This window comes from Gordonibacter sp. RACS_AR49 (genome assembly GCF_030418435.1).
Taxonomy (GTDB): Bacteria; Actinomycetota; Coriobacteriia; order Coriobacteriales; family Eggerthellaceae; genus Gordonibacter; species Gordonibacter urolithinfaciens.
In genome coordinates this window covers 522,162-546,856 of record NZ_JAIUDM010000001.1, presented here as the reverse complement: position 1 = coordinate 546,856, position 24,695 = coordinate 522,162, and the positions used below count along the sequence as shown (strand labels likewise).

The window sequence follows — 24,695 nt, the reverse complement described above, 5'->3', positions numbered from 1 at the left end:
GGTGCGCCAAGCGCACGGCATTCCAGGAGGATTGCCTGCTTCCCCCGTTCGGTTCGCACATCGAAGCAACAAAGAGAGGAGACATCCATGTCGAACGATTACTACGAAAGCCATCGAGGCGAATGGCAGTGGCAGGACGGCGAGTACACCGTCACGCGCACGACCGCCTGGTCGGGGCCCGGCTGTCATGATGGCTGCGGCGTGCTGTACTACACGAAGGACGGCAAGCTGGAGAAGGTGGAGGGCGACCCCGACAACCCGTTCAACCAAGGCGCGCTGTGCATGCGCTGCCTGGAGATGCCCGAGTTCGTGAACAACCCCACGCGCCTCGGCCATCCCATGAAGCGCGTCGGCGAGCGCGGCGAGAACAAGTGGGAGCGCGTGTCCTGGGAGGAGGCGCTCGACATCATCGAGGAGAAGGTACGCGCCATCTGGAAGGACTACGGCCCCGAGTCCATCGTCTGCCATATCGGCACCGGGCGCAACAACTGCGACCAGATACCGTACCTGTGCTACGCGGCGTTCGGCTCGCCGAACTTCTCCATGGGCTACTTGGCCGGCGACTCCTGCTTCTGCCCGCGCTCCGCGTCGATGGCGTCGCAGAACGGCGACTTCATGATCGCCGACTGCTCGCAGCAGTTCGAGAAGCGCTATGACGAGAGCACGGGCTGGCGCTGCCCCGAAGTCATCGTGAACTGGGGCTGCAACGCGGTCGTCTCGAACTCCGACAATTTCTTCGGCGGCTGGATCGTGGACTGCATGCAGCGCGGCTCCAAGATGATCACCATCGACCCGTCGCTCACTTGGCTGGCCTCCCGTTCGGCGTACTGGCTGCGCGTGCGCCCGGGTACCGACGCGGCTTTGGCCATGGCCATGCTCAACGTCATCATCTCCGAGGACCTCTACGACCATGATTTCGTGGCCAAGTGGTGCTATGGCTTCGACGAGCTTGCCGAGCGCGTGAGCGACTGGACGCCCGAGCGGGCTGCGGAGGTTTGCTGGGTCGAAGCCGAGGATATCGTGGGTGCCGCCCGCCTGTACGCCGAGGCCGATCCTGCCGCTATCCAGTGGGGGCTCAAGCTCGATCAGACCACCAATGCCACCGCCACCGCGTGCGCCGTCAACTCGCTGTGGGCCATCACAGGCAACGTGGACAATCCTGGCGGCAACATCATCATCCGCAACGCCTTCGACCAGAACCTCTCGTACGGCTACGGGTACCACCTGCTGCCGCCCGAGGTGCAGGCGAAGCGCCTGGGGGCCGAGTTCCCGCTGATGAGCCGTGCGGGCTACAGTTCCTCCGCCCACGCGGACTCCGTGCTGAAGGCCATCGAGACCGGCGAGCCGTATCCCATCCGCATGGTGTGGATGACGTCCACGAACCCCATCGCCAACATGGGCGCCGACGCGCCGCGCCTGTTTCGCGCCTTGAAGGGCGTCGATTTCGTGGTGGTGAACGACCTGTTCATGACGCCTACCGCCATTGCCTTCGCCGATCTGGTGCTGCCGGCCGCCATGTCTCCCGAACGCAACTCGCAGCGCTGCTGGTGGGTTCCGAACCGCACGCTCACCAAGGTCACCCAGTACGAGGAGTGCGTCTCGGACGACGACCTGGTCACTATGGTGGGCAAGCGCCTGCACCCCGAGAACTTCCCCTGGGACGACAACGTGGGCTGGATCAACCACATCTTCGAGCACGAGACGAACGACGAGCTGCCCTACAAGTCATTCGAGGAGGCGCAGAAGGTCGTGTGGTCCTACCCGGCGTTCACCTACCTCAAGCACGAGAAGGGCCTGCTGCGCCCCGATGGGCAGCCCGGGTTCAACACGCCGTCCGGCCGCATCGAGCTGTACAACACGAACCTCATGCTGTGGGGCTACGATCCGCTGCCCGACTTCAAGGAGCCCAGCTGCTCTCCGGTGAGCAGCCCCGAGCTCGCCGAGAAGTACCCGCTCGTCCTGACCACCGGCGCGCGGTCCTTCGAGTTCTTCCATTCCGAACATCGCCAGGAGGGGACGACGTCGCGCGAGCTGCACCCCGACCCGCTGTTCGAGATGAGCCCTGCCGCCGCCGAGGCCGCGGGCATCTCCGAGGGCGATTGGGCCTGGATCGAGAACCAGCGCGGCCGCTGCCGCCAGAAGCTGCACGTGAACCCCTCGCTCGACGACCGCGTGGTGCGCGCCGAGCACGGCTGGTGGTTTCCCGAGACCGAGGGGGCGGAGCCGAACCTGTACGGCGTGTTCGACTCCAACATCAACAACCTCACCCCGCAGTGCGAGAACGGCGACACCGGCTTCGGCGCCCCGTACGCGAACCAGCTGTGCCGCGTGTACCCGTGCACCGAGGAGAACAGCCGTGTCCTGCCGGGCGAGCAGGTCACCAGGCGCGGGGGCTATTCCAAGGTAATCGACGAGTCCAACGGCGACGTGAAGGTGGGTGCTATCTATGGCTAACGCACTGATGATCGACTACGAGTTCTGCACGGGCTGCCACGCCTGCGAGGTGGCCTGCAAGAAGCATCTGGGCCTGCCCGCGGGCCAGCACGGCATCCGCGTGCTCCAGGACGGCCCCCGCGAGCTGGAGAACGGCAGGTGGGAGTACAACTTCCTGCCCATGCCCACGTCGCTGTGCGACCTGTGCGCCTCCCGCCTGGCCGAGGGCAAGGACGCCGCCTGCGTCCACCACTGCCCGGCACACTGCATGGCGCTCGCGCCGGCCGAGGAGCTGGCGGCACGGTTCGACGGGAAGGTCGACCGCGCACTGTTCGTTCCCGCGCAGTAACGACGGTTCGCGCCGGGCGCCCTGCCGCCCGGCGCGGTTATGGAAGGAGAAGCAATGGATCAGGCCAATAGCTACTACGAGGCCCATAAGGGCGAGGTGGAGTGGCGCGACGGCGACTACACGGTGACGCGCACGACAGTGTGGTCGGGGCCCGGCTGCCACGACGGCTGCGGCGTGCTGTACTACACGAAGGACGGCAAGCTGGAGAAGGTGGAGGGCGACCCCGACTGCCCCTTCAACCAGGGCACGCTGTGCATGCGCTGCCTGGAGATGCCCGAAGCCGTGAACCATCCCGACCGGCCGACCGGTCCGCTCAAGCGGGCGGGCGAGCGCGGCGAGAACAAATGGGAGCCCGTCACCTGGGACGAGGCCTACGACATCATCGAGGAGAAAGTGCGCGCCATCTGGAAGGACTACGGCGCCGAGTCCATCGCGTGCATGATCGGCACCGGCCGCAACAACTGCTGGCAGATCCCGTACCTGTGCTATGCGGCGTTCGGCTCGCCGAACTTCTGCCTGGGATTCCTCTCGGGCGAGTCGTGCTTCCAGCCGCGCTCGGCGGCCATGGCCTCCATGAACGGCGACTTCCTCATCGCCGACATGTCGCAGCAGTTCGAGAGCCGCTACGACACCGAGAACACCGAGTGGGTTCCTCCCGAGATGATCGTGGTCTGGGGATGCAACCCCATCGCCTCGAACTCCGACAACTTCTACGGCGGCTGGGTCGTCGACTGCATGCAGCGCGGCAGCCGGTTGATCACCGTCGATCCGTCGCTCACCTGGTTGGCGGCCCGCTCCGACTACTGGCTGCGCCTGCGCCCCGGCACCGACGGCGCGCTCGCCCTGGCCATGCTCAACGTCATCATCTCCGAGGACCTCTACGACCGCGAGTTCGTCGAGAAGTGGTGCTACGGGTTCGACGAGCTTGCCGAGCGCGTCAAGGAATGGACGCCGGAGCGGGCAGAGGCGGTGTGCTGGGTTCCGAAGGACACCATAATCGGGGCGGCGCGCGCCTACGCGAAGGCCAAGCCCGCCACCATACACTGGGGCCTGCCCATCGACCAGGCGGTTGTCGGTATCCCCACGGCGCAGGCCATCAACGCGCTGTGGGCCGTCACCGGCAACACGGACGTGCCGGGCGGCAACATCATTGTCCGCAACGCGTTCGAGCAGAACGTGTCGTACAACTACGGCTACCAGACCCTTCCCGCCGAGGTGCAGGCCAAGCGCATCGGCGCGGAGTACCCGCTCATGTCCAAGGCCGGGTTCAGCTCAACGGCCCATTCGGACTCCATCCTGCAGGCTATCGAGACCGGCAAGCCGTATCCCATCCGCATGCTCTGGCTTTCCTCCACGAACCCTATTGCCAACATGGCGTCCGACGCGCCGCGCGTCTACCGGGCGGTGCGCACCCTCGACTTCGTCGTGGTGTCCGACCCGTTCCTCACCCCCACGGCTGTGGCGTTCGCTGACGTGTTCTTGCCGGCGTCCATGAGCTGCGAGCGCAATACGCAGCGCGTGTGGTGGGTTCCGCTGCGCGGCATGAAGAAGGTGACGCAGTTCGCCGACGTGCGTTCCGACGACACCATCGTCACGGACCTCGGACGCCGCCTGCATCCCGAGAACTTCCCCTGGACCGACGACATCGGCTGGACGAACGACATCCTCGTCAACGACACGCCAGGCTACGACGGCGACTTCGAGCAGCTGTGCAAGGACGTGTACGTCTATCCCGCGTTCGAGTACCGCAAGCACGAGAAGGGCCTGCTGCGCCCCGACGGGCAGCCCGGCTTCAACACGCCGTCCGGCCGCATCGAGCTCTACAACAGCATCTTCGCGCTGTGGGGCTACGACCCGCTGCCGCAGTGGGAGGAGCCATCCTGCTCGCCGTACGCCTCGCCGGAGCTGTACGAGCAGTACCCCTTCGTGCTGACGACGGGCGCGCGCTCGGTGGAGTTCTTCCATTCCGAGCATCGCCAGCTGGACACGAGCCGCGAGTTTCACCCCGACCCGCTGTTCGAGATGAGCCCGAAGGCCGCCGAGGCCGCAGGGCTGTCCGAGGGGGATTGGTGCTGGCTGGAGAACCATCGCGGCCGGTGCCGCCAGAAGCTGCACGTGAACCCCTCGCTCGACGACCGCGTGGTGCGCGCCGAGCACGGTTGGTGGTTCCCGGAGCAGGAGGCGGCGGAGCCTGTCCTGTTCGGCGTGTTCGACTCCAACATCAACAACCTGCTGCCGCAGTGCGAGAACGGGCCGACCGGTTACGGCGCCCCGTACAAGAACCAGCTGTGCCGTGTGTACGCCTGCACGGAGGAGAACAGCGCCGAGCTGCCCACGGCATGCGTGACGAGGAAGGACGGGTACTCGAAATGAGCGCTAACGCACTGATGATCGACTACGAGTTCTGCACGGGCTGCCACGCCTGCGAGGTGGCCTGCAAGAAGCATCTGGGCCTGCCCGCGGGCCAGCACGGCATCCGCGTGCTCCAGGACGGCCCCCGCGAGCTGGAGAACGGCAGGTGGGAGTACAACTTCCTGCCCATGCCCACGTCGCTCTGCGACCTGTGCGCCTCCCGCCTGGCCGAGGGCAAGGACGCCGCCTGCGTCCACCACTGCCCGGCCCACTGCATGGCGCTCGGGCCGGCCGAGGAGCTGGCGGCAAAAGCCGCCGAGAAGATGCGATGCGTGGTCTTCTCCTAGGCTCCCGGATAGAGGCGGCCGGCACCCAGCGATGCATGGTGCCGGCCGAGGACAACGCAAACGTTTCGACAGACAAGGAGAATCCTATGTGCTTCAGACCAGCCACGGTCGCCCCCGACAAGACCTGCCCCGCGTGCGGCGCAACCTGTGCCGGGGACGCCACGACGTGTACCGCGTGCGGCGCCGACCTGCCCCAGGCCGCAATGCCCCCCATGCCGGGCGCTCCCGGCGCGCCCGGTGCTCCGGGAGCGCCGAAGCCGCCGGCGGTGCCGGGAATGCCCGGGGCACCCGCGAAGCCGGGGGCCTCGCAGCCTCCCGGTTCGGCCAGCTAGCGCGAGGCGGGCGTCCATGAGGCGCGAAGGCGGCGCGCGCCGGCACTATGCGCGGGTGGCGTTGCCGCTCATGCTGGTCGCGCTGTCCGTGACGGTTATCCAGTACCAGATACCCACCATCATGGAGCGCGTCATGGACGAGTTCTCGATGGATGCCGGCAGCGCTTCGTGGCTCATGTCGGTGTTCACGCTCGTCGGGATTGTCGCCGCCCTGCCCGTCGGAGGCCTTGCCGGACGGGTCGGGGCGAAAAGGCTCATGGTGGGTGCGGCGTTCCTGGCCAGCCTTGCCACCTTGGCCTCGGCGTTCGCCAACGCGGCGCCCATGCTGCTCGCCCTGCGCGCCCTCGAGGGCCTGGGCTTGGTCGCCATCGTCGCGAGCGGGCCGTTGGTCATGCAGCGCTGCGTCGATCCTCGCTGCATCGGATCGGCCACGGGCATCTGGATGCTCGGGGGCATGCTCGGCGCGACGCTGGCGGGCATCTCGACGCCCGTGCTGTACGAGGCGGTGGGTTTTCGCGGGCTTTGCCTCGCCTATGCGGGCCTGGCGGCGCTCTCGGGGGTGGTTTTGCAGGTGGCGGTGAAGGTGCCGCAGGACGATGCGGCGGGCGGTCTTGCTAACGAGCGCGTTCCTTCTGGGACGATCCCGCGCAGACTGGTATTGGCCGAAGGGAGGCTGCGTGTGTTCCTCGCGCGCGACACGTGGTGCTTCCTAGTGCCGTTTGCGCTGTTCCAGATGCTTTTGCTGAGCGTGCTGTCGTTCGCGCCGACGGCGATGCAGCAGCGGGGCGCGGGGGCGGTGGAATCGGGGTTCGCCAGCACGCTTCCCATGCTGCTGGCCATCGTGTCGTCGTTGGCGTTCGGCCGGCTCTCCGATCGTTTCGGGCGAAACAAGCCGCTCTACCTTACGGGGATGCTCGCCATGGCGCCATGCGCGTTGCTGCTCTTGACGACAACGGGTCCGGTTATGTGGGCGGCGGCCGTGGCCATGGGATTGTTCGCGATGGGCGCACCGACCGTGGTCGTAGCCGCGTACCCGCGCGTGCTCGGCAAGCCGGAGCTTCTTGGCGTCGGGATGGGCGTGCTGCTGCTCGTGCAGTCGCTTGGCCAGTTTCTCGGGTCGTTCGTTCCGTCGCTTCTGCTCGGGCCCGACCTGACGCTGTGGGCGCTCTGCGGTGCGGTGCTGTGTGCGGCGGGTTTGGCGGGGGCGGCCCTGGTCGTCGCGTGCAGGTTCGATTGAGGGGAGGTGCGGCGAGAAGGATAACGGAAAGCTTGGCGCGTGCAAGGGGAAAACAAAGACGAGGAGGAAGCTATGGACGAGACAATGGTAAACCGGAGAAGCTTCGTGAAGGGGCTCGGCCTGATGGGCGGCGTGGCGGCCGTGGGGATGATCGCCGGTTGCTCGTCGGAGCCGGCGACGGCGAACGATGCCGACCCGAAGGAGCAGCCGCAAGCGGAGGCCCAGCCGTCGGTTTTGGCGGAGGGTGCCAGCTGGGAGCTGGTGGCGCATGTGGAGGATGGCGGCCTGATCGAAGGCCTCAACTTCTCGCAAGATGGGACATTGTGGTTCATCGACGTGGTCAAGGGCCGCATCCACAAGGTGGTGGACGGCGAGGCCGTGACCGTTCACGACAACGAGGGGAAATCGATGCCGAACGGTGCCAAGTTCATCGACGGCACCACCATGCTTATCACCGACCGTTCCCAGGGGCTCTGCCGGTACGACACCGAGACGGGAGAGTATTCCGTTTGGGTTCCCAACTTCAACGGCACCCCGTTCAACGGCTTGAACGACCTCGTGCTCGACGGCCAGGGCGGCGCCTACTTCACCGACCCCGGGCAGTCGGACTATTTCAAGAGGATCGGTTGCGTCTACTACGTGAAGTACGACGAGGACGAGCCTGCGCTGCAGCTCATCCAGGATGGCATTGCCTACCCGAACGGAATCACGCTCTCGCCCGATGGGCAGTTCATCTACGTTGCCGAGTTCAACACGAACTCGCTCGTGTGCATACCGTCGGCGGCATACACGTTGGGCCGTGCCACGCCCTACGTGTTCGCACGCATGGACGGCGGCCATGGTCCCGACGGCATCACCGTCGACGCTGACGGCAACCTCTACGTGGCGCACCTCGAGGCGAAGGAAGTGCTGGTGCTCGACAAGGACGGCTTCCAGATAGAGCGCATACCCGCCCCGGAGGACGCCGATATCTTCGTCGACAACCTCTGCATTCACGACGGGTACCTCTATATCTGCGAGTTCGGAAGCAGCAACATCTACCGTATAGCCGTGACGGCTGAAACGGGGGAGAAGTAAAGGGACATAAATTTGACGGGGAGGGGGTTCGGCATGCGTCCCCCTCCGTTCGTATTCGCAAACTGCCTGCTGGCATGCCGTGCGGGGCTCAGGCGTTTGATCGGCGCTCGGGGAGGACGCGGCGTTTGGGTACGAGGATCTCCTGGGGGTCGAGGGCGAAAAGCTCGCCTACGGTGAGGGTCTCCTCGCAGGTGAGGGCGCCGTAGCGGCAGGTGGCCTCGCAGACGCCGCAGTCGCGGCAGCTGGCGGGGTCGAATTCGAGCAGGGTGCGGCCGCCGGGCGCTCGGCCGATTCTTCGCAGGGCCTCGGTGGGGCAGAACAGGGCGCACTGGGCGCATCCCGAGCATCGCTCCACGTCGATGCTCACGCGCGGGGCGAGCATGCGGGGGACGACCGCGGTGTCATCAGCGAGTCCTGCGGCGTGCAGGTCGTCGAGCAGCTGCCAGCGGCGGGTGTCGGGTTTGACCGGGGCATCGTCGCCCACAGGGGCGTCCGCGAGCGATTGCAGCTGGCGGGCGGTCTCTGTCCGCGCAGTGTCGAGCAGCGAGGCTCCTGCTTGGGCGAACAGGCTGCGACGGGAAAGCTCGCCGGTGGCATCGGCCTCGGGCGCAGCTTCGAGGCCGCGCAGGCTGGCGCCGTCGGCCGTCTCGAAGGTGGCGTCGATTCCCGCCACGGCGCAGATGCGTCGGGCGCCGTCGGCGGCGGCGCGCACGAGCTCCGCGGCATCGGCCAGTTCGCACGACGGGCAGGCATCAAGCGGAACGGCGATGCGCTCGGCGCCGTTGCAGGCCAGGTGGACGAGCAGCGCCACGTCGACCCACGCGAGGCATGGCAGCACGACGATGCGGTTGCCGTCGAGGCGCAGGGTCTGCGCCAGCCGCTCGCAGGCGAAGCCGGCGGTTGGCGGCTCGATGGGCGTTGCGGCTTCTTCCCCGGCGCTGTTCGATGCGCCCGCGGCCGCCCGCTCGCGCGCCGCAGTGCCAGCGGCGTCCACCTGCGCGATCAGCCCTCCATCGTCGAGCGGCGACAGCGTTAGCAGCGCGTTCGTGGGGCAGGCGACCACGCAGGCGCCGCAGCGCACGCATGCCTCGTCGTCGATGCGCGGGCCGGCGTCCCTCACCGCGTCCACCGAGCCGTAGGGCGCGGCCCCCTCCACGGCCGCCGCGCGCACGACGATAGCTCCGACGGGGCACGCCTCGGCGCAGGCGGCGCACGAGGACTCGCGGTCGCGCACGCGCAGGCAGCGCCCGCCGTCGAGCGCTGCCATCGGCGGGCGCTCGGCCAGGCGCTCGGCTATCGCGATCAGATCGGGCACGGCAGTCCCCTTCTTCCCTTACAGCAGCGCCAGCAGCTCGTCGACGGCCTCGGGCTGCGTGGCCCAGCTGGTCGCGAAGCGCACGACGGTGCGGCCGTCGGGCGTGAGCTCCCAGAAACCGAACGACGCGTGCTCGGCCAGGCGCGCCTTGGAGGCGTCGTCCAGCACGACGAACTGCTGGTTGGTGGGCGAGTCGATATGCAGGTCGTAGCCCTTCGCGCGGAACCCCTCGGCCAAGCGCTGCGCGAGCGCCACGGCGTGGCGGCCGGCGTTCACGTAGCGCAGCCCGCCGTCCTCCTCCTCGAACAGCACGTCGAACTGCAGCCCCAGGAAACGCCCCTTCGCCAGCAGCGCCCCGCGCTTCTTCATGAGCGTGAAGAAGTGGTCGTCGAGCTCCGGCTTGGTGAACACCACGGCCTCGCCGCACAGTGCGCCCACCTTCGTGCCGCCGATGTAGAACGCGTCGCACAAACGCGCGATGTCGGGCAGCGTGACGTCGGCACCCACGGCGGCAAGGCCGTAGCCCAGGCGCGCGCCGTCCATGAACAGCCGCATGCCGAAGTCGCGGCACACCTGCGAAAGCGCCTCGAGCTCGGCCAGCGAGTAGACGGTGCCGTACTCGGTGGGATGCGAGATATACACGGCCCCGGGCGCCACGATGTGCTCGCGGTTCTCGTCGGCCCAGTACGCCTCGCAGAGCGCCCGCACCTCGGCGGCGTCCAGCTTCCCGTCGTGCTGCGGCAGCGGCAGCGTCTTGCGTCCACACGCCTCCACCGCGCCCGCCTCATGGGCGGTGATATGCCCGGTTGTGGCGGAGATGATGCCCTCCCACGGTCGCAGGATCTGGTCGGCCACCGCGGCGTTCGCCTGCGTGCCGCCCACGAGGAAGTACACGGCGGCCTCGGGGCATGCGCACGCCTCACGGATGCGGCCGCGGGCGCGCTCGCACACCTCGTCGGTGCCGTAGCCGCTCGTCTGGTCGAGGTTCGTTGCAGCCAGCCGCTCGATGATGGCCGGATGCGCACCCTCCATATAGTCCGAATCGAAATGAAGCACCGGTTGCCCCTCCCCGTTCTACGATGTGTACTGCTGCATATAGTCTAGGATTTCCTGGCGCGAGTGCAAGCCGGTCTTCGCATAGATGCGCTTGATATGCGCATGGGCGGTGCCCGGCGTGATGTAGAGCTCCTCGGCCACGCGCTTCTGGGTGTAGCCGAGCGCGTAGAGCGCGAGCACCTCCATCTCGCGGTCGGACAGCAGGAACTGCCGCCCCATCTCCTCGGCGTTGTGCTTCATGGACGCCTGGCGCACGTCGGCCAGGCTCTCGTGCTCGTCCAGTCCCATGATCTTCACGAGGACGCTCTCCTGCCGGGCGTTCTGCTGCTCCTGTTCCTGAACGTCGCGGCGTGCGATGTTCAGGAACTGCACAAAAATGACCTGGGCCGATACGACGATGCATGATCCCATGAGCGCATTCATGAGCGTCTCGTTCGGCACGAGGTCAAACGACCCCAGCAGTGCCACGCGTGCGATAGCGCGGCATCCCAGCCACACGAGCCAGCCGGCAATGGCGTAGTAGTACGGGTCGCGCCAACCGTAGCTCATGAACGCGATGACGACGTACCAGGTGAAAGCCACCATGAGCGCGTTGAGCGTGGTGGTGAACACGGCGCCTATGTCCAGCATGTCGGGGAAGGCGGCATAGGCAACGAGCGCGAGGCAGGCCAGAAGCTCCATGACGATGAAGATGCCCACGGTGAGCACCCGCTGGCGGCCGTGCAGGACCAGCGCTATGATAGCACCGCTAATACCGACGGTGAGCAGGCCGTACGCTGCGCGTGTCACCGGTGTGAACGCGATGGCCTCGCCGCTGGGATAGCCGCGCAGCAAGCCGATCACGACAGAGAGGACGCCTATGCCGATGGCCGTGGCCGCGAGGAACTGCTTGCTCTGGATCATGGTCTTCGTGAAGCCGAAATAGTCGTTGGACTGCGATGCTCCTGCTGCGATGTCGTGCGGCTGCGTGCGTTTTCTGGCCCAGAGCATGCACGGGTACTGCACCAGCACGAGCACGGTGGCAACCAGGTTCCCCACGGCGACGGGCAGCAGCGTGCACAGATAGATTTCAACTTCGCTCAAGATGAGAGCCGAGAACACGAACAGGGCCGCAGCGATGGTGCCGGTGCCGCGGGCTCGGCGCAGCCAGTAGTAGATGGTGGCCGACGACACGAGCGTGCAGAGTGCGCTCAAGGCGAACCGTACGGCTTGGTTGTTGATTTCGGCCAGCTCAGGCGTTGCTAAGGCCACGAGCGCGAAGGCCTCCAACGCGATGCAGATGCGCATGGCGGCGTTCGTGACACGCTTGCCGAGGGAGACTTTGCCCACCGAGATGACGACGAAGAACACGGCCAGTACGCTCAAGGCCACGAGCATGGCGCCATCGGTGAAGATGCCCTCGTCCGTGCTGGTGTAGCTGCCATAGCTGGCCACGATAAGCCCTGCCCGTCCGAACGCAAGGCCCACCACGAGCGGCCAGAGCTGTGCGCAGGTGCGCAAGAAGTCGCTCGGTGTCTGCCGGGCGCCGTGCTCGTCTTCTGGTTGCTTTGCGATGGTGCCAGCATGACCGTCTGCGGTCGGCTCCAGGCGGCCGGATGCCCGCTCGGCTGTGCGGGCCGCTGCCTCATGGGGCGCTTGATATGCCAAAACCGATCCTCCCCGTTCGTATAATGGCAACATGGTAACGCTTCGGCCGCCGTGCGTAATCGGCGTCGGCTTTTTGTAAACAAATTGGGTCAACTATTCCTGCGTTCCCGTTCTCGCGCGGCGTGGAAATCAGGATAGCAGGACTTTCCCCCGCGAAACCGAATTTTATCCCTAAAGAGGGTAGGCCGGCGTGGGGGCAACGTGCATTATTGAACCATTCGGTGAAGCTTTCCGCTGCCGTCCGCTCGCGCTTCGTCGTTCGGCGGACGGTCTGACGACGAGAAGGAGCAGGGCGATGGGAGAGTCGAGGAACGTGTACGTTGAGCCGGACGAGCGCGCCGTCATCCGCACGGCCGACGTGTACCAGACGGAGGTCGAGGCGGGTACGGGCGGCTACTCGGACACGCTTTTGGCCGTGGTGGCGAACTTCAAAAACAGCGGCGCCCCCGAGGGCTTCAACGCGCAGAGCATGGTGGGCAAGTCGAAGCGCGGCGAGGTGGCCCTGCGTCTGTTCGCCGTCATCGATCCGGAGGCGGAGACGTTCGTGCGCATGGGCTTCAAGTCGCGCGGCTGCCTGGCCATGACGGCGTGCGCGAGCACGATCTGCTCGATGGTAGAGGGCAAGACGTTCGCGGAAGCGCTGGCCATCAGGCCCGAAGATGTGAAGGCTGCCCTTGACGGCGTGCCGTCGGACAAGCTGCACACGACGTACTTCGCCACGGAAGGAGTGCACGCCCTCGTGGGCGACTTCCTCATCCGTCGCGGTGCGTCCATCGAGGAGTTGGACCGTGCGGTGCCGTGCGACGAGCTGTCCATCCCCTGTGCCATGTGCGAGCACTGCTCGCTGCGCGACGCGCGGGTGGAGCTGCTGTTCGGCGGCGAGGACGACGGGGCGGAAGAGGTGCGCGCATGAGCGAAGAGGCGATGGGGCCGGCGTGCGCGGACGGTTCCGGCGAGGCTGCGTCCGAGGATGTCGCCGCGCGTGAGCTCGCCGAGCACAACGCGCTGGCGGACGTGTTCGACGACGTGCGCGCGCAGTCGGCGCAGAGCGCGCTGGTGGAACCCACGCGCTGGCCGGAGATCGGCCTGGTGCCCGAGCATCTGGATGCCGAGGAGTTCGAGATGCTCGTGTACGAGTATCTGGAGGACGAGCGCGCGGCCCAGGCCGAGGACGAGGCGGACGCCGCGCCCGTGTACCGCACGGCCACGCGGGCGGTGGGCGTGCCGCGGGCGTTCGGGGGCTCTGAGCCTGCCGAGGCGGCGGCGGACGGCGTGTTCGCGAATGCCGAGCCGGAGGATGCCGAGGAGGCAAGCGCTGGGGCGGCAGATGCCGAGGCTACGGCTTGCAACGAGGTGTCGTTCGATCCGGCAGCTGCCGATGCTTCGGACGAAGCCGTAGAGGGCGCGCCGTCGGCCTCGGAGACGGCTGCTGCCCGTGAGACGGTGAAGGCGTCGCCGGCTGCGGCGCCGCCCGAGGGCGATGACGGCGGCGACCCTTTTGCGGGCTTGGAGCTTCCCCCTGGCTACCGCTTGGTGGAGATGGAGGGCGAATTCGTGCTCGTGCCCGACGAGGAGGCCGAGCCCGTGGAGCGTGCCATCGACTGCTCGGGTATCGTGGCGCTGGTGGGCGCGCACAGCTACTACCTGTACGACCGCACCGTCATGACCGATGCCTATGCGCACTGGGCGTTCCTGGCGGCTGAGGACGACAACGTGGTGACGTTCGTGGACTGCGTGCGCGAGGACTCTCGCATATACCCGCGCCCGCTCGCCGCGTCCAGCCTGGGCAACCCGCCGTTCAACCTGGCAGAGGATGCGGTCGCCCAGACATGGGATATCGTGCGCGAGTCGGGCGCCTATCCCGACATCCAACAGACGACAGCCTCGAACGGGGACGTCTACTACTTCTCGACGGAGCACCTGAGCCCGGCATACGCCGCCTCGCTGGCCGAATGGGACGCGGTGGAGCGCAAGATGCATTTGTAGGGTGACGGGGATGAGGCATCATCCCCGTCCCTGTGTCTCGCGCAGAAGGGTTGGGTGGCAGAGAGGCGGGGCGATGTCTCGCATGCCTCCCTGCCACGAGATTCGGTTTATTTGTGCTCAGGAGCGGCTTTGCCGGGAGCCTTTTCAACGAAGCCCTCGGCGTAGGCGCTCGGCACTACGAGGGAGCCACCCGATTCCCGCAGGCTTTGGTTCACGAGATGCATCTGGCGCAGCTTGAAAGCAAGCTCGTCTTCCTTGTAGATGTCGGTGGCATCGTGCAGCATGGCGGCCACGTCTTTCTCTACTTCCGCCAGCACGATGCGCGCGTCCTTCTCGCGCTCCGCTTTTGCTGCTGCGGCCATGGTGTCTTGGAGGTCCTTGGGGATGACGATGTCGCGGATTTCCACCGACATGATGGATACGCCCCACGAGTTCGTCTTCTCTTCGATTTTTTCACGCAATTCCTGGTCCAGTTTGTCGCGATGAACCGTTACGTCGGAGAGGCTGTTTCGTCCGATTGCATCGCGCAAGGCGGTTTGTGCCGCCATGGATACGGCGTCGTAGTAGTTCTCCACCTCCATGCATGCCTTTTCGGCATCCCAGATCATCCAGAATATGGCGGCATCTACGTTAACAGGCACGAGGTCGGAGGTCAGGATCTCTTCTGCACTGAAGCCCGTCAGCATGGTGCGCAAGTCGGCCTTCAGAGCAACGTGCTCGATGAACGGGATGGTGAGGTATAGACCGGGGCCTGCCATGCGGTTGTATGCGCCGAATCGCAGGATGACGTCGCGTTCCCACTGCGAGGCAATATGTACCGTGAAGATGGCGATAGTTGCAAAAACGAGACTCGAGCATAGCACCCAGATGCTCATTTCCCCTGTTGACAGATATCCGATAGAAGCGACGACCGCGAATACGGCGACAAAGACGAAGGCCGAGAAAACATTCGAGGCATTGTCGTCAACGTGCCTGGTGCTCGGTGAATTGAGGAATTCGATTTCGCCGGATCGAGCATTCGCGCTGCCCGAGGCGCCGGCTTTCGCTCTGTTATTGAACAATCCCATATTCGCTCTTCTCCTCTTCCGCTTTTCGGGCCTTGCGTTCCAGTTCGTCGATAATAGAAAGCATGCGCTCGCGTGCTTCGCGGTACGTCATGCCTTTCGACCGGTATTGCCTGATACAGTTTTCAAGCAGCGCGTCGATGGCGTCTTCTTCGGATTCTTCCGACGAGATGTTCCTTTGAACGAACATGCCGCGTCCTCGTGCGGATACAGCCAGCCCTGAAAGTTCGAGATCGCGGTACGCTTTTGTCACGGTGTTGTAGTTGATCTTGGCTTCGGCGGCTATGCTGCGCACGCTTGGGAGCTGTTCGCCGGGTTTGAAGAATCCCGTGCGAATCAGATAGGCGAAGCGGTTTCGCAACTGAGCCCAGATGGGCAGGTCGGATGTCTCGTCCACGCGAAACAACGGGTTGTCGTCGTTACTTTGCAATCTGTCACCTTTTAGATCGAGCTGGATAAAATAGGTGGAGCCCATGTATCAGGCGCGCCGCCTCAGTCAATGGACTCCGCATGTAATGAGGCAATAACGCAAGCATAATCCGCCAAGCAAGCAAATGAAGTCCGAGACAGGTATGGCACGGCATTCCTTTCGGGTAATCGAGTAGGTTTCGAGCGTAATGGGCAGCGCGATTCCCATGCCAATCACGCCTACGCCCGCAATGGCCAGCATCTCGGGTTCCATCAAGAGGTTGAGGGATGCGTCTGCCAGAGGGTTTCTAAAAGCCGCGTTGACGAACAGGGTCAAGAATACCACCTCTGCAGCAAGGCAGGCCACATGGCATATCTGGAGCGGCTTGGTCGCGCGCAACAAAAGGGACTGACCTTGCGTGAACCAGTCGATTAACAGCACGACGGATACTCCCGATGAAAGAGAGGAAAACACGAACAGGACGATGATCGACCAATGATTCCAAAAGGGGATGCTGCCCTGGAAAAGGAATATCCCCGTATAGGCCATCGTCGCCAGAGCCCCGATGCAGCAAAGGGCTTCGACGATATCCAGCCAACGCCCGCGAAGAGCAAGGGGGCTGTTCGGCAGCGATGCCGCCAGCAGAAGCGCCGCCAAAAGGGCTTCGATGGCGAGCGTATAGGCACCGAAGGTGATGACAGTGGGATGGGGAAGAAAGAACACCATCAAAGCGCGCCCGGGGTTCCCTAAGTCTCCGAGCAGGCAAATCATAGCGAAAGCGAGCAACAGAAAACCCACGGTGTATGTTCGTCTGCGCAACGACTCGAATGCTGTGAGCAGGCGGGCAGGGTTCTCGGAGCGGCGAAAAGCGAAACTCCACGCAGACATGACGAAAAGTGCGCCTGCAGCTGCGCCGCCCAAGAACAAATACACTATGACCAACGATCCGTACAAAGCACCCCGCATTCATTCCGATCGAGTCTTCCGGCATTATCCCACGAAATGATTCTCTAGGGAAATACTTATTGACTGAAACAGTGAATCGCAATACTATGTCACCAGTGAATGAATACGGCATCGTCCGTCGGCCGCGGAGGGGATGGCGTGTTTCCATTCAGTGGGCGAACCGTAACAAAGGGTGGGTCGCCCACATCCTGTTAGGTGTCTGTCCGAAGAAGGATGGCGCGTCGCGCGAGCACCTGCCCATCTTCGGCACCGAAGCTGATAGCGAGGTGTTGCAATGATTTCTGAATTCCCATTGTTCCTGTTCACGACTTTGGCCGGCCTGGCCGCCGGTGCCTATGCGGCGAGCGCCGTGTTTCCGGTGGGCAAGGATGCCAAGAAGGCGTGGCTGTTCCCGTTGGTATGCGGTATCCTTTTGGCCGTTGGCTTGGTGGGCCTGCCGCTGCATCTAGGTCGTCCCGAGCGCATGCTCATCGCGCTCACGCAGCCCGGTGCCATGATCGCGCAGGAGGCATACTGGTCGATGGGTCTGGGCGTCATCCTGATCATCGACTTGGTGGTTTCCAAGGTGAAGGGCTCCGCGCCCCGCGCGCTGCACATCGTGGGCGCCGTCGCGGCGCTCGGCCTCACGTTCGTGATGGCCAACGCCTACTTCATGTCGGTTGGCATCCCGGCCTGGGCATCGTGGCAGACGTTCCCGCTGTTCATTTTGGGCAACCTGGCCATGGGCGCGGCGCTCCTAGTGCTGTTCGAGGCGAAGCTGACCGAGGACGGCACGTACCTGACGGCGTCCGCCGCCCTGAGCGCGCTCGCCGTCGTCGCCATCGTGTTGGAGGCCGTGCATTTCGCGGGTGTCGGCGCGAACATGGTGCTGCTGGTTATCGGCGCCGCAGCTGTAGCCGCAGCCGCCGTGCTGCAGTTCATGGCGAAGTCGGGCAAGGTGCCTGCCGCCACCGCCGCGAAGGCAGCGCTCGCCTGCGCATTCGTCGGCATCGCTTTGGCCCGTTACGGCTTCTACGCCGCATACGCTCTGTAAGGTAAGGGGGAGAAAATGACCGACATTACTTCCAGCAAATCCAGCGGCTTCACCCGCCGCTCGTTCATCGCGGGCGCCGCGGCCCTCACTGCTGCCGGCGCTCTGTCCGGTTGCTCGGCTACTGCCAAGGGACTCGCCCCACATGCGGCCGACTCGTCGAAAGCCGGCGTTGAGGAGATCTTCTCAGGTGCGTGCCGCTCTCAGTGCATTCAGGGCTGTTATCTGAACGTGCACGTGCGTGACGGTCAGATTGTGCGCACTACGGCTGGTCGCATCGAGGAAGAGCCGTTCTACGAACATATCTGCCCGAAGGGTTTAAGCCACCCTGCTCGCGTTTACAGCGCCGGGCGCCTGCAATACCCTATGCGCCGTGTGGGCGAGCGTGGTGCTGGTGAATTCGAGCGCATTTCCTGGGATGAGGCCATCAGGGAGATCGCTGACAAATGGAAGGGTTATCGCGAGGAGTTCGGTCCGGAATCCATCGCCTTCTTCATGGGCAGTGGCAACACGGCCGTGCTAGGCGGTGGCACAGCCGACGGGTCGGTCATGCAGCACCTGCAGACCGTCATGGGCGCTTGCAGCGTGCTTCCCGATCGCGACATCGCGTTCCAGTCGGCCATGTCGAAGATGTTCGGTCCTGGCGCTGCGTTCGTGTCCCCCAAAGAATGGAGCGGCGCCAATCATATCGTCATCTGGGGCTGCAACCCCGCCGTTTCCTGCAAGCGCATGATGCACCTCTACCTTGATGCGAAGGAGGCGGGCGCGCAGCTTACCACCATCGATATCCAGTACAACACCAATGTAGCGAAGTCCGATTGGTACGTCCCTGTCCATCCTGCAACCGACGGTGCGCTTGTGTTCGGCATCTTGAGCGAAGTTATTGCCCAGGGCTGGCAGGACTCCGAATTTTTGCGGGCCCATACCGAGGCTCCTTTCCTGGTGAAAGAAGACAACACGTTCTTGCGCATGAGCGATTTGGGTGTTCCGGCTACGGAGGGCCCGGTGAACGCTATGACGGGCAAACCTACCGTCATTGATCCTGAAGTGGTGTGGGACGAGGCGACACAGTCCGTCAAGCCTTATTCGGAAGCCGAAATGCCTGCGCTCGAGGGTATCCCCGAAGAGATAGAAGGTTTTAGTATCCGTCCCGTGTGGAGCATGATTCTCGAAGCTATTTCCGCTTGGACACCCGAGCGCGCCTCTGAGACCTGTGGCGTGCCCGTCGAAGACATCAAGCGCCTTGCGCGCATGTATGGCCAGGAGGGCCCCGTGCTCACCGGCATGAACCAGGGCTTGAACCATTACTTCAATGCCATCTACACTTATGACGCCATCTTTACCCTCATGCTTATCACGGGCAACATAGGCAAGCCTTCCGCAGGCGTCATTTCCGGCGGTGGCAGCTTCGGCATCAGCAACTCAAAGGGCTGCATAAACCAGCCTAGCTCCAAAGGCGAAAAGCCTGCGGGTCCCGGTCGCGATATCAACTGGACTGCGCTGTACGGCATCGTCCACGACCAGGAATTCCTGGGCAAACCGTTCCCGCTGAAGAGCCTATACTGCTCGTGCACCAACATCGTGTCGAACCAGACCGAGCAGAACGAGACCATCAAATCGCTGCAGGAGATAGAGTTTTTGGTTGTCCAGGAAATGACCATGAGCGACACGGCCCTGTATGCCGATATCCTGCTGCCAGCTTGCCATTGGTTCGAGTGCGAAGATGTGCGCGTTCGTTCGTACAACATGCCGTACCTTCTGTACAACGACAGGGCGATTGAGCCCCTGTACGAAAGCAAGCCCGACTTCGACATTTACAAGATGATTGGAACGGCCATGGGCTTCGGTGATTTCTTCGACTTCACCGAAAAAGACTATATTTCCCTGTGGCTCGACAGTCCCGTGGCAAAGAAGGAGGGTGTCACATACGAATCACTGCGCGAGACGAAGATTGCCCGCAATCACCAACTCAAGGACAATCCGCTTCTAGGTGGTAAATTCTTCTACCAGAACGGCCGTGCCAAGCTTTGGACGGAAAAGGTCGTTCCCGAGTATAACCTGGGCCAAGAAGTCGATGAGAGCAAGGAGCACCTGCTTCTGTACTGGGAGCCGGCGCGTGAGGCAAACCTGGAAGCGCCCATTCGCGAGAAGTATCCGTACTCCGTGCTTGGCGAGCATATGCGCACACGCAACCACACGCAGTGGTGGGATGTGGACTACATGAAGGAATACGAGAGGCAGCCAGTTGCGCGTTTCAATCCTCATGACGCCAAGGAGCTGGGGATTGCCGAGGGCGATACCGTGCGCCTCTACAATGACAGGGGCTCGGTAACGCTGTTGGCCACCATTAACGCCGGCCAAGCGCCCAAGACCATCAACTGCCCGCGCAGTTTCCTTACGCGCGAGCACATCGATGGAGATTTCGCAACCATCTCGTTTAACGACTACAACCAGGTGACGCGCAATCAGTGCTACTTCGACCAGGCCGTTGCCGTCGAGAAGCTGTAGGAGGACTGATACTATGACTCGATATGGTATGGCTATCGACCTCGAGCGATGCGTTGGCTGCCAAGCATGCGCCACGGCATGCAAGATCGCCAACAATCTGCCCAAGGATATAACCTACAACACGGTGTATACAAGGACGAGCGCCAACCCGGACGATTTCGGCACAGCGGTCGTGCATGGCGCTACTGCCAACGATAATGCGTTCGGCGAGTTTCCAAACTGCATGCTGGAATTCCTGCCAGTGCAATGCCAGCACTGCGACAATCCCCCGTGCCTGAGCGTATGCCCGACAGGTGCAACGAAGAAACGCGCTGACGGCATCGTATATGTCGACAACTCGCTGTGTATCGGTTGCCGCGCGTGCATGATGGCATGCCCGTACGATCACGTGCGATCGATAAACGAAGGTGCGCCCGAGTATTATCTCGATGTTGTGGTGGGCGAGGCCGATGCACCGACGCACGAGGCTGGCACGGTGGAAAAGTGCACGTTCTGCCATAATCTGGTCGACCGTGGCGAAGTGCCGGCGTGTATGCAACTGTGCATGGGTCGCGCCCGGTTCTGGGGCGATTTGGACGACCCAGAGTCCGATGTGTCGAAAGCCATCGAAGGGCGCAGCTACTACAAGTTGCGCGAATCGGCGGGAACCAGCCCCAATGTGTTCTATCTCACAAAGTAGCCGTTTGAGCCGTCGCGTCCTGCTGTGCGCGACGGCTCCCCGATAGTTGGAGTGTTCATATGGGTGAAGGCATCGAATGGAAGCTTCATCGGGCTGTAGGTTTGTCCGACCTCGCATCACTTCTGGCGACTGGTTTCTCCTTTCCGGACGGTAAGCTCGCCCAAGCTCTTTCCGACGGGACATTTCTCGATGATTGGCGTGCGAGCATCGTCGATGCGTGTGGCAGGGAATCGGCGGGCGATGCGCGCTTGTCAAGTCGCTGTGCTGCGGCTTTCGCTGAAACCGACGAAGGGCTGTTGCGACGCGAGTACAGCCGCCTTTTCCTGGCACCTGGTGTCGACGTGCCGATTTGGCCCTACGAGAGTCCTTTTTTACATCGTATGGTGGGCGCCGAAGGAGCTCCGTCGCTGTTCCGAACCCGCATTTCGATGGACGTCGAGCGCTGCATGGCAGCAGCGGGCGTGGTCACGGTCGACCTGTGCCGAGAACCTGTCGACAGCGTATTCCACGAATTCGAGTTTCTGGCGCATCTACACGCTTGTATCGGCGAGGCGCTTCGAGTTGGAGACGGTGACGCCGAGAGGGAATGGCGCGACCGTCTGTGCTTGTTTGCCAACAATCATGCTTTGAAGTGGCTTCCTGCCTTCATGCAGAAAGTGGCGGATTTCAGCCGCTTGGGAGAATATCGTGCATTTGCCCGTTTGGGTGTGCGCTATTTGGGCGAACTGGCAACCGAAACGGGAGCCGATATTGGAATTGTGAGCTCTGCGCTCTGCAAGGGGTGATCGCATGACGTTTCTGATTGTTCTTGCATGCACGGCAGCGGTGGTGTTTCTGCTGAAACCGGCCATCAAGAAGGCACCGGCGGCGTGGTACGTGTCGGCGGGCATCCTGATGGTGCTCTACGTTGCGGGGCTGCAGGGCTGGCTGCCGTTGCCGGCTCCGGTTCGCAGCGCGCTGTTCCTGCTGCTGCAAAAGGGCACCCTTGCGGTTGCGCTGTTCGCGGTGGTGATGTTCATCGGCGCGCTCCCGCGCGATTCGGGGCCGCGCAAGCATCTCATGCCCATCCGTGCCGAGCTTTCCGTCATCGCATGCATCCTGGTATGCGGGCATATTGTCGCGTACTGCCTGTCGTACGTGCCGCGCGTGATGGGGGCGGGTAGCGTCAATCCCTTCGTCGCCGTCGGGTTGGCGGTGGCAGCGGCTATCACCGTGCTGCTGGTCGTGCTGGGCGTCACGTCGTTCAATTCCGTGAAGGCGCGTATGAGCAAGCAGATATGGGTCAAGGTGCAGAAGTGGGCCTACGTGTTCTTCGGCTTGACGTACGTGCACGTGCTGGCCATGCTCCTGCCGAGCGCTCTCGGCGGTGGCGCTGCAGCCGTGCAGAGCGTAGCGGTCTACACGGTCGTGTTCTGCGCGTATGCCGTGTTGCGCGTGGCTCGCGCCAAGCGGGAATCAGAGGGCTGTATCAAAGACCCCAGATCGCAAGCCCGACAGGGGACCGCCTCGTAGGGCAAGTGCTCTGCTCTTGCCCTACGCTCGCCCCGGGAGAGACGACGAGGCGAGGCTTTTGATACAGCCCCCGCGCCTCCATGCAGAAGGCCCCGACATCGTCGGGGCCTTCTGCATGTATAAGGGTGCAGACGCCGGGAAAGGGGAAGGAGGGGGAGGCCGGCACCTGCTCGGGATTGTCAGTTTACGGCAGCAGGTTGAGCGACTGCAGCTCTTCCTTCACGTCGGTCATGCCGTACGCGTCGAGGCAGGCGGCCGTGGGGCAGCCCAGCTTCTCGTCCCAACCGAACTTGCCGTACACCATGCCGAGCGCCGTCTGGAAGTCGTCGCGGTCCATCTTGTCGGTGCCTTCCGTGAACGGCTTCTTGTCCGGATCCTTGTCGAAGGCCCAGGCGGTGATCACGTCGTGGTCGGCGCGCAGGTCGTTGTTGCCGAGCGTACCGTCGGCCTTCGTCATGCCGCGCACCGTGTTCGCGCGCTGCAGCGTCATGATCTTGGCGCCGGCCTGGTACAGGTCGTCGGTGGTCAGGTCCTCGCCGGTCACAGCCTTGAAGAACTTGGCCTCCAGGTCCAGGTCGCCGCGGTAGTTGCGAGCTTTCGTAGGGCTCATGGTCATGGGCCACACCCAGTTGCACAGCGTGAGCGAGTCGTGCAGCACGTCGGTCACGAGGCTCCACCAGGCGAAGTTCGCCTTGTGGTCGTTCATGGGCGTGTAGTTCTTGTCCTGGTCGATGGCGTCGGCGCCGCCCCAGACCTCCTCGGCGATCTGCTGCTTCAGCTCGAAGGGCAGGCCACAGCCCTGGAAGTTCACGGCGGAGTGGATCATGTCGTCGCGGTTGAACATCATGTTGTACACGGCGCCCACCTGGCCGAAGCACTCGATGGCGTGGTGCACGGGCCAGCCGCGGTAGTTGATGAGCGTGGACTTCGCGTTGTCGAACCACGCCTGCTCGTTCCAACGCTCGCACCACACGTACGGGCCGTGGGCCAGATACGAGATCTCGGAGTCGTTCTGCGCGATCTTCGTGAGGATCTCGATCATGACCGTGGGGTCGCGGCGATCGGCGTCGAACTTGCCCCAGTCGATGGAGGCGTACTCGTCGGCCGGCAGCACGCGCTTGAACACGCCGTTGGCGTGGCAGTAGGCGATGTCGCGGTAGAGCTGGGCGTAGTTGCACCACAGGCCCAGGTTGTCCATCGTGTTGGACGTGGTGGTGTCCCACAGGATGGAAAGGTCGCCGTCGTCCTTCAGGCCCATCTTCAGGAAGGGCTCCATGTACACGCTCACGGGGAAGTTCGCCGCGCAGGTGTTGCCCGTGGTCTCGTAGCCCGTGGTCTCCTTCGTGCCCTCCACGCGCAGGTCGGAATAGCAGTGGATGGGGCAGCTGTGGCAGCCGTTCATCTTGATGGTGTACTTCGAGGCGGCCTCGCCCAGGTCCTTCGTGGACTTCATGCAGCGGTAGCCCACGGTGTTGATCTCGCCGGGTTTCGGCTCGCCCGTCTCGATGGGCTCGCCCTCGGCGGCCTCCCAGAACAGGCCCTTGCGCGCCGTCCAGCGGGAGCCCTTGTCGTAGTACTCGGCCCACTCCTGCTGGGTGGAAGGCACCACGTGGTTGTTGTTCGAGCCGATGATCTCGCGCAGCATGTAGTCGGACAGGTTGGCCACGGTTTGCGGGTCCTTCACGTTCACGGAGCCGTCGCCTTCCACGACGAGGGCCTTGAGCATCTTCGAGCCCATGACCGCACCCGTGCCGGCGCCGGCGGAGTGGTTGCGCGAGTTGATGATGCACGAGTACGGCGTGAGGTTCTCGCCCGAGGGGCCGATGGCGGCCACGCAGGCCTGCACGCTCTCCTTGCGGCAGAGCGCCTCGGTGGCGGCGCGGGTGCCCAGGCCCCACACGCCGGAGGCGTCCTTGATGGTCACCTGGTCGTTTTTGATGTTCAGGTACACGGGCTTGCTGGAGGCGCCCTCCACCACGATGGCGTCGTAGCCGGCCAGCTTGATCTTCGCGCCCAGCATGCCGCCGCAGTGGGCATCGACGATGAGGTGGTCCTTCGAGAACGTGGACAGCGAGCAGATGGTGGTGCGGCCGGCCAGGGGCACGCCGGAGGCCGTGAGGGGGCCTACGGCAAAGACGATCTTGTTCTCGGGGGAGAAGGGATCGGTGCCGGCGGGAACCTCGTCGAACATGATCTTGTTCGCCAGGCCCATTCCTCCGATATATTCTTTGTAGGGGTCGGTCGGTTGCGTCGTGACCGAGCCGGTGCTCAGATTGACGCGGAGGATCTTACCGGCCCATCCGTACGATGTTTCGTCAGCCATGTTGCATCTCCAAATCTTGGATAGACTACTGAGGTTCGTGTTGTGCGGGAACCGTCGGCCGCGATGCGAGCGC

The 24,695-nt window shown here is 63.8% G+C and carries 21 protein-coding genes; 14 read left to right on the top strand and 7 right to left on the bottom strand.

Translation table 11 applies throughout. The features are described from left to right. Positions 1 to 87 precede the first annotated feature (87 nt). The 7 genes from LB310_RS02340 to LB310_RS02310 all read left to right on the top strand — a co-directional run bounded on the left by LB310_RS02340 (position 88) and on the right by LB310_RS02310 (position 8,127). Positions 88 to 2,454 carry a molybdopterin-dependent oxidoreductase gene (locus LB310_RS02340; RefSeq protein WP_278804949.1) on the top strand — a complete coding sequence of 789 codons (2,367 nt, stop codon included), beginning with the start codon at positions 88 to 90 and terminating at the stop codon, positions 2,452 to 2,454. Then, complete coding sequence (locus LB310_RS02335) at positions 2,447 to 2,782, top strand: 4Fe-4S binding protein (protein ID WP_301154309.1); 336 nt, start codon at positions 2,447 to 2,449, stop codon at positions 2,780 to 2,782. The genes LB310_RS02340 and LB310_RS02335 overlap by 8 nt, the downstream gene beginning before the upstream one ends. Before the next feature lie 54 nt (positions 2,783 to 2,836). Beyond that, entirely contained in the window at positions 2,837 to 5,155 is a 2,319-nt protein-coding gene (locus LB310_RS02330; protein WP_278806127.1) for a molybdopterin-dependent oxidoreductase, read from the top strand. Continuing rightward, the gene (locus LB310_RS02325) at positions 5,152 to 5,481 is read left to right on the top strand and encodes a 4Fe-4S binding protein (RefSeq protein ID WP_157004871.1); all 330 of its coding nucleotides are present in this window, start codon (positions 5,152 to 5,154) and stop codon (positions 5,479 to 5,481) included. The genes LB310_RS02330 and LB310_RS02325 overlap by 4 nt, the downstream gene beginning before the upstream one ends. Positions 5,482 to 5,567: 86 nt before the next feature. Then, complete coding sequence (locus LB310_RS02320; protein ID WP_301154304.1) at positions 5,568 to 5,813, top strand: hypothetical protein; 246 nt, start codon at positions 5,568 to 5,570, stop codon at positions 5,811 to 5,813. A 16-nt stretch (positions 5,814 to 5,829) separates the two neighbouring features. Next, positions 5,830 to 7,050 carry an MFS transporter gene (locus LB310_RS02315; protein WP_278805366.1) on the top strand — a complete coding sequence of 407 codons (1,221 nt, stop codon included), beginning with the start codon at positions 5,830 to 5,832 and terminating at the stop codon, positions 7,048 to 7,050. Between the two features lie 72 nt (positions 7,051 to 7,122). Next, positions 7,123 to 8,127, top strand: a complete 1,005-nt coding sequence (locus LB310_RS02310) for an SMP-30/gluconolactonase/LRE family protein (protein WP_278805365.1) — start codon at positions 7,123 to 7,125, stop codon at positions 8,125 to 8,127. An 88-nt stretch (positions 8,128 to 8,215) separates the two neighbouring features. On the opposite strand, the gene LB310_RS02305 is transcribed toward LB310_RS02310, so the two are convergent. Genes LB310_RS02305 through LB310_RS02295 form a run of 3 tightly spaced genes read right to left on the bottom strand, consistent with a single transcriptional unit; the run spans position 8,216 to position 12,145 of the window. Beyond that, entirely contained in the window at positions 8,216 to 9,442 is a 1,227-nt protein-coding gene (locus tag LB310_RS02305) for a 4Fe-4S binding protein (protein WP_278805364.1), read from the bottom strand. Between the two features lie 18 nt (positions 9,443 to 9,460). Next, complete coding sequence (locus LB310_RS02300; RefSeq protein ID WP_278805363.1) at positions 9,461 to 10,498, bottom strand: low specificity L-threonine aldolase; 1,038 nt, start codon at positions 10,496 to 10,498, stop codon at positions 9,461 to 9,463. 18 nt (positions 10,499 to 10,516) lie between these two features. Next, positions 10,517 to 12,145 carry a LuxR C-terminal-related transcriptional regulator gene (locus tag LB310_RS02295; protein ID WP_278805362.1) on the bottom strand — a complete coding sequence of 543 codons (1,629 nt, stop codon included), beginning with the start codon at positions 12,143 to 12,145 and terminating at the stop codon, positions 10,517 to 10,519. A gap of 295 nt (positions 12,146 to 12,440) precedes the next feature. Here LB310_RS02295 and LB310_RS02290 point away from each other — a divergent pair, with 295 nt between their 5' ends. Together LB310_RS02290 and LB310_RS02285 are read left to right on the top strand one after the other, a co-directional pair. Then, on the top strand, positions 12,441 to 13,058 hold the full coding sequence (locus tag LB310_RS02290) for an iron-sulfur cluster assembly scaffold protein (RefSeq protein WP_278805361.1): 618 nt from the start codon (positions 12,441 to 12,443) through the stop codon (positions 13,056 to 13,058). Then, positions 13,055 to 14,131: a hypothetical protein gene (locus LB310_RS02285; protein ID WP_278805360.1), complete on the top strand. Its 1,077-nt coding sequence runs from the start codon at positions 13,055 to 13,057 to the stop codon at positions 14,129 to 14,131. The genes LB310_RS02290 and LB310_RS02285 overlap by 4 nt, the downstream gene beginning before the upstream one ends. A 107-nt stretch (positions 14,132 to 14,238) precedes the next feature. Here the strand turns inward: LB310_RS02285 and LB310_RS02280 are convergent, their stop codons facing one another. The 3 genes from LB310_RS02280 to nrfD are packed head-to-tail and all read right to left on the bottom strand — an operon-like array spanning position 14,239 to position 16,570. After that, the gene (locus LB310_RS02280; protein WP_224767853.1) at positions 14,239 to 15,198 is read right to left on the bottom strand and encodes a slipin family protein; all 960 of its coding nucleotides are present in this window, start codon (positions 15,196 to 15,198) and stop codon (positions 14,239 to 14,241) included. Next, positions 15,182 to 15,670, bottom strand: coding sequence for a GntR family transcriptional regulator (locus tag LB310_RS02275; RefSeq protein ID WP_278805359.1), 489 nt, complete (start codon positions 15,668 to 15,670; stop codon positions 15,182 to 15,184). The genes LB310_RS02280 and LB310_RS02275 overlap by 17 nt, the downstream gene beginning before the upstream one ends. Positions 15,671 to 15,691: 21 nt before the next feature. Continuing rightward, positions 15,692 to 16,570 (bottom strand): NrfD/PsrC family molybdoenzyme membrane anchor subunit, encoded by an 879-nt coding sequence (gene nrfD, locus LB310_RS02270; protein ID WP_278805358.1) that lies wholly within the window; start codon positions 16,568 to 16,570, stop codon positions 15,692 to 15,694. A 274-nt stretch (positions 16,571 to 16,844) separates the two neighbouring features. Between nrfD and LB310_RS02265 the strand changes: the two genes are divergently transcribed. The 5 genes from LB310_RS02265 to LB310_RS02245 are packed head-to-tail and all read left to right on the top strand — an operon-like array spanning position 16,845 to position 22,299. Further along, complete coding sequence (locus LB310_RS02265; protein WP_278805357.1) at positions 16,845 to 17,603, top strand: DmsC/YnfH family molybdoenzyme membrane anchor subunit; 759 nt, start codon at positions 16,845 to 16,847, stop codon at positions 17,601 to 17,603. Positions 17,604 to 17,618: 15 nt separating this feature from the next. Beyond that, complete coding sequence (locus LB310_RS02260; RefSeq protein WP_278805356.1) at positions 17,619 to 20,108, top strand: molybdopterin-dependent oxidoreductase; 2,490 nt, start codon at positions 17,619 to 17,621, stop codon at positions 20,106 to 20,108. Positions 20,109 to 20,121: 13 nt separating this feature from the next. Then, complete coding sequence (locus tag LB310_RS02255; RefSeq protein WP_087190050.1) at positions 20,122 to 20,787, top strand: 4Fe-4S dicluster domain-containing protein; 666 nt, start codon at positions 20,122 to 20,124, stop codon at positions 20,785 to 20,787. A 59-nt stretch (positions 20,788 to 20,846) separates the two neighbouring features. Beyond that, positions 20,847 to 21,572 carry a molecular chaperone gene (locus tag LB310_RS02250; protein ID WP_157005642.1) on the top strand — a complete coding sequence of 242 codons (726 nt, stop codon included), beginning with the start codon at positions 20,847 to 20,849 and terminating at the stop codon, positions 21,570 to 21,572. Between the two features lie 4 nt (positions 21,573 to 21,576). Continuing rightward, positions 21,577 to 22,299 carry a ferric reductase-like transmembrane domain-containing protein gene (locus LB310_RS02245; protein WP_278805355.1) on the top strand — a complete coding sequence of 241 codons (723 nt, stop codon included), beginning with the start codon at positions 21,577 to 21,579 and terminating at the stop codon, positions 22,297 to 22,299. Between the two features lie 184 nt (positions 22,300 to 22,483). Here the strand turns inward: LB310_RS02245 and LB310_RS02240 are convergent, their stop codons facing one another. After that, positions 22,484 to 24,622: an aldehyde ferredoxin oxidoreductase gene (locus LB310_RS02240; protein WP_278805354.1), complete on the bottom strand. Its 2,139-nt coding sequence runs from the start codon at positions 24,620 to 24,622 to the stop codon at positions 22,484 to 22,486. Between the last annotated feature and the right edge of the window lie 73 nt (positions 24,623 to 24,695).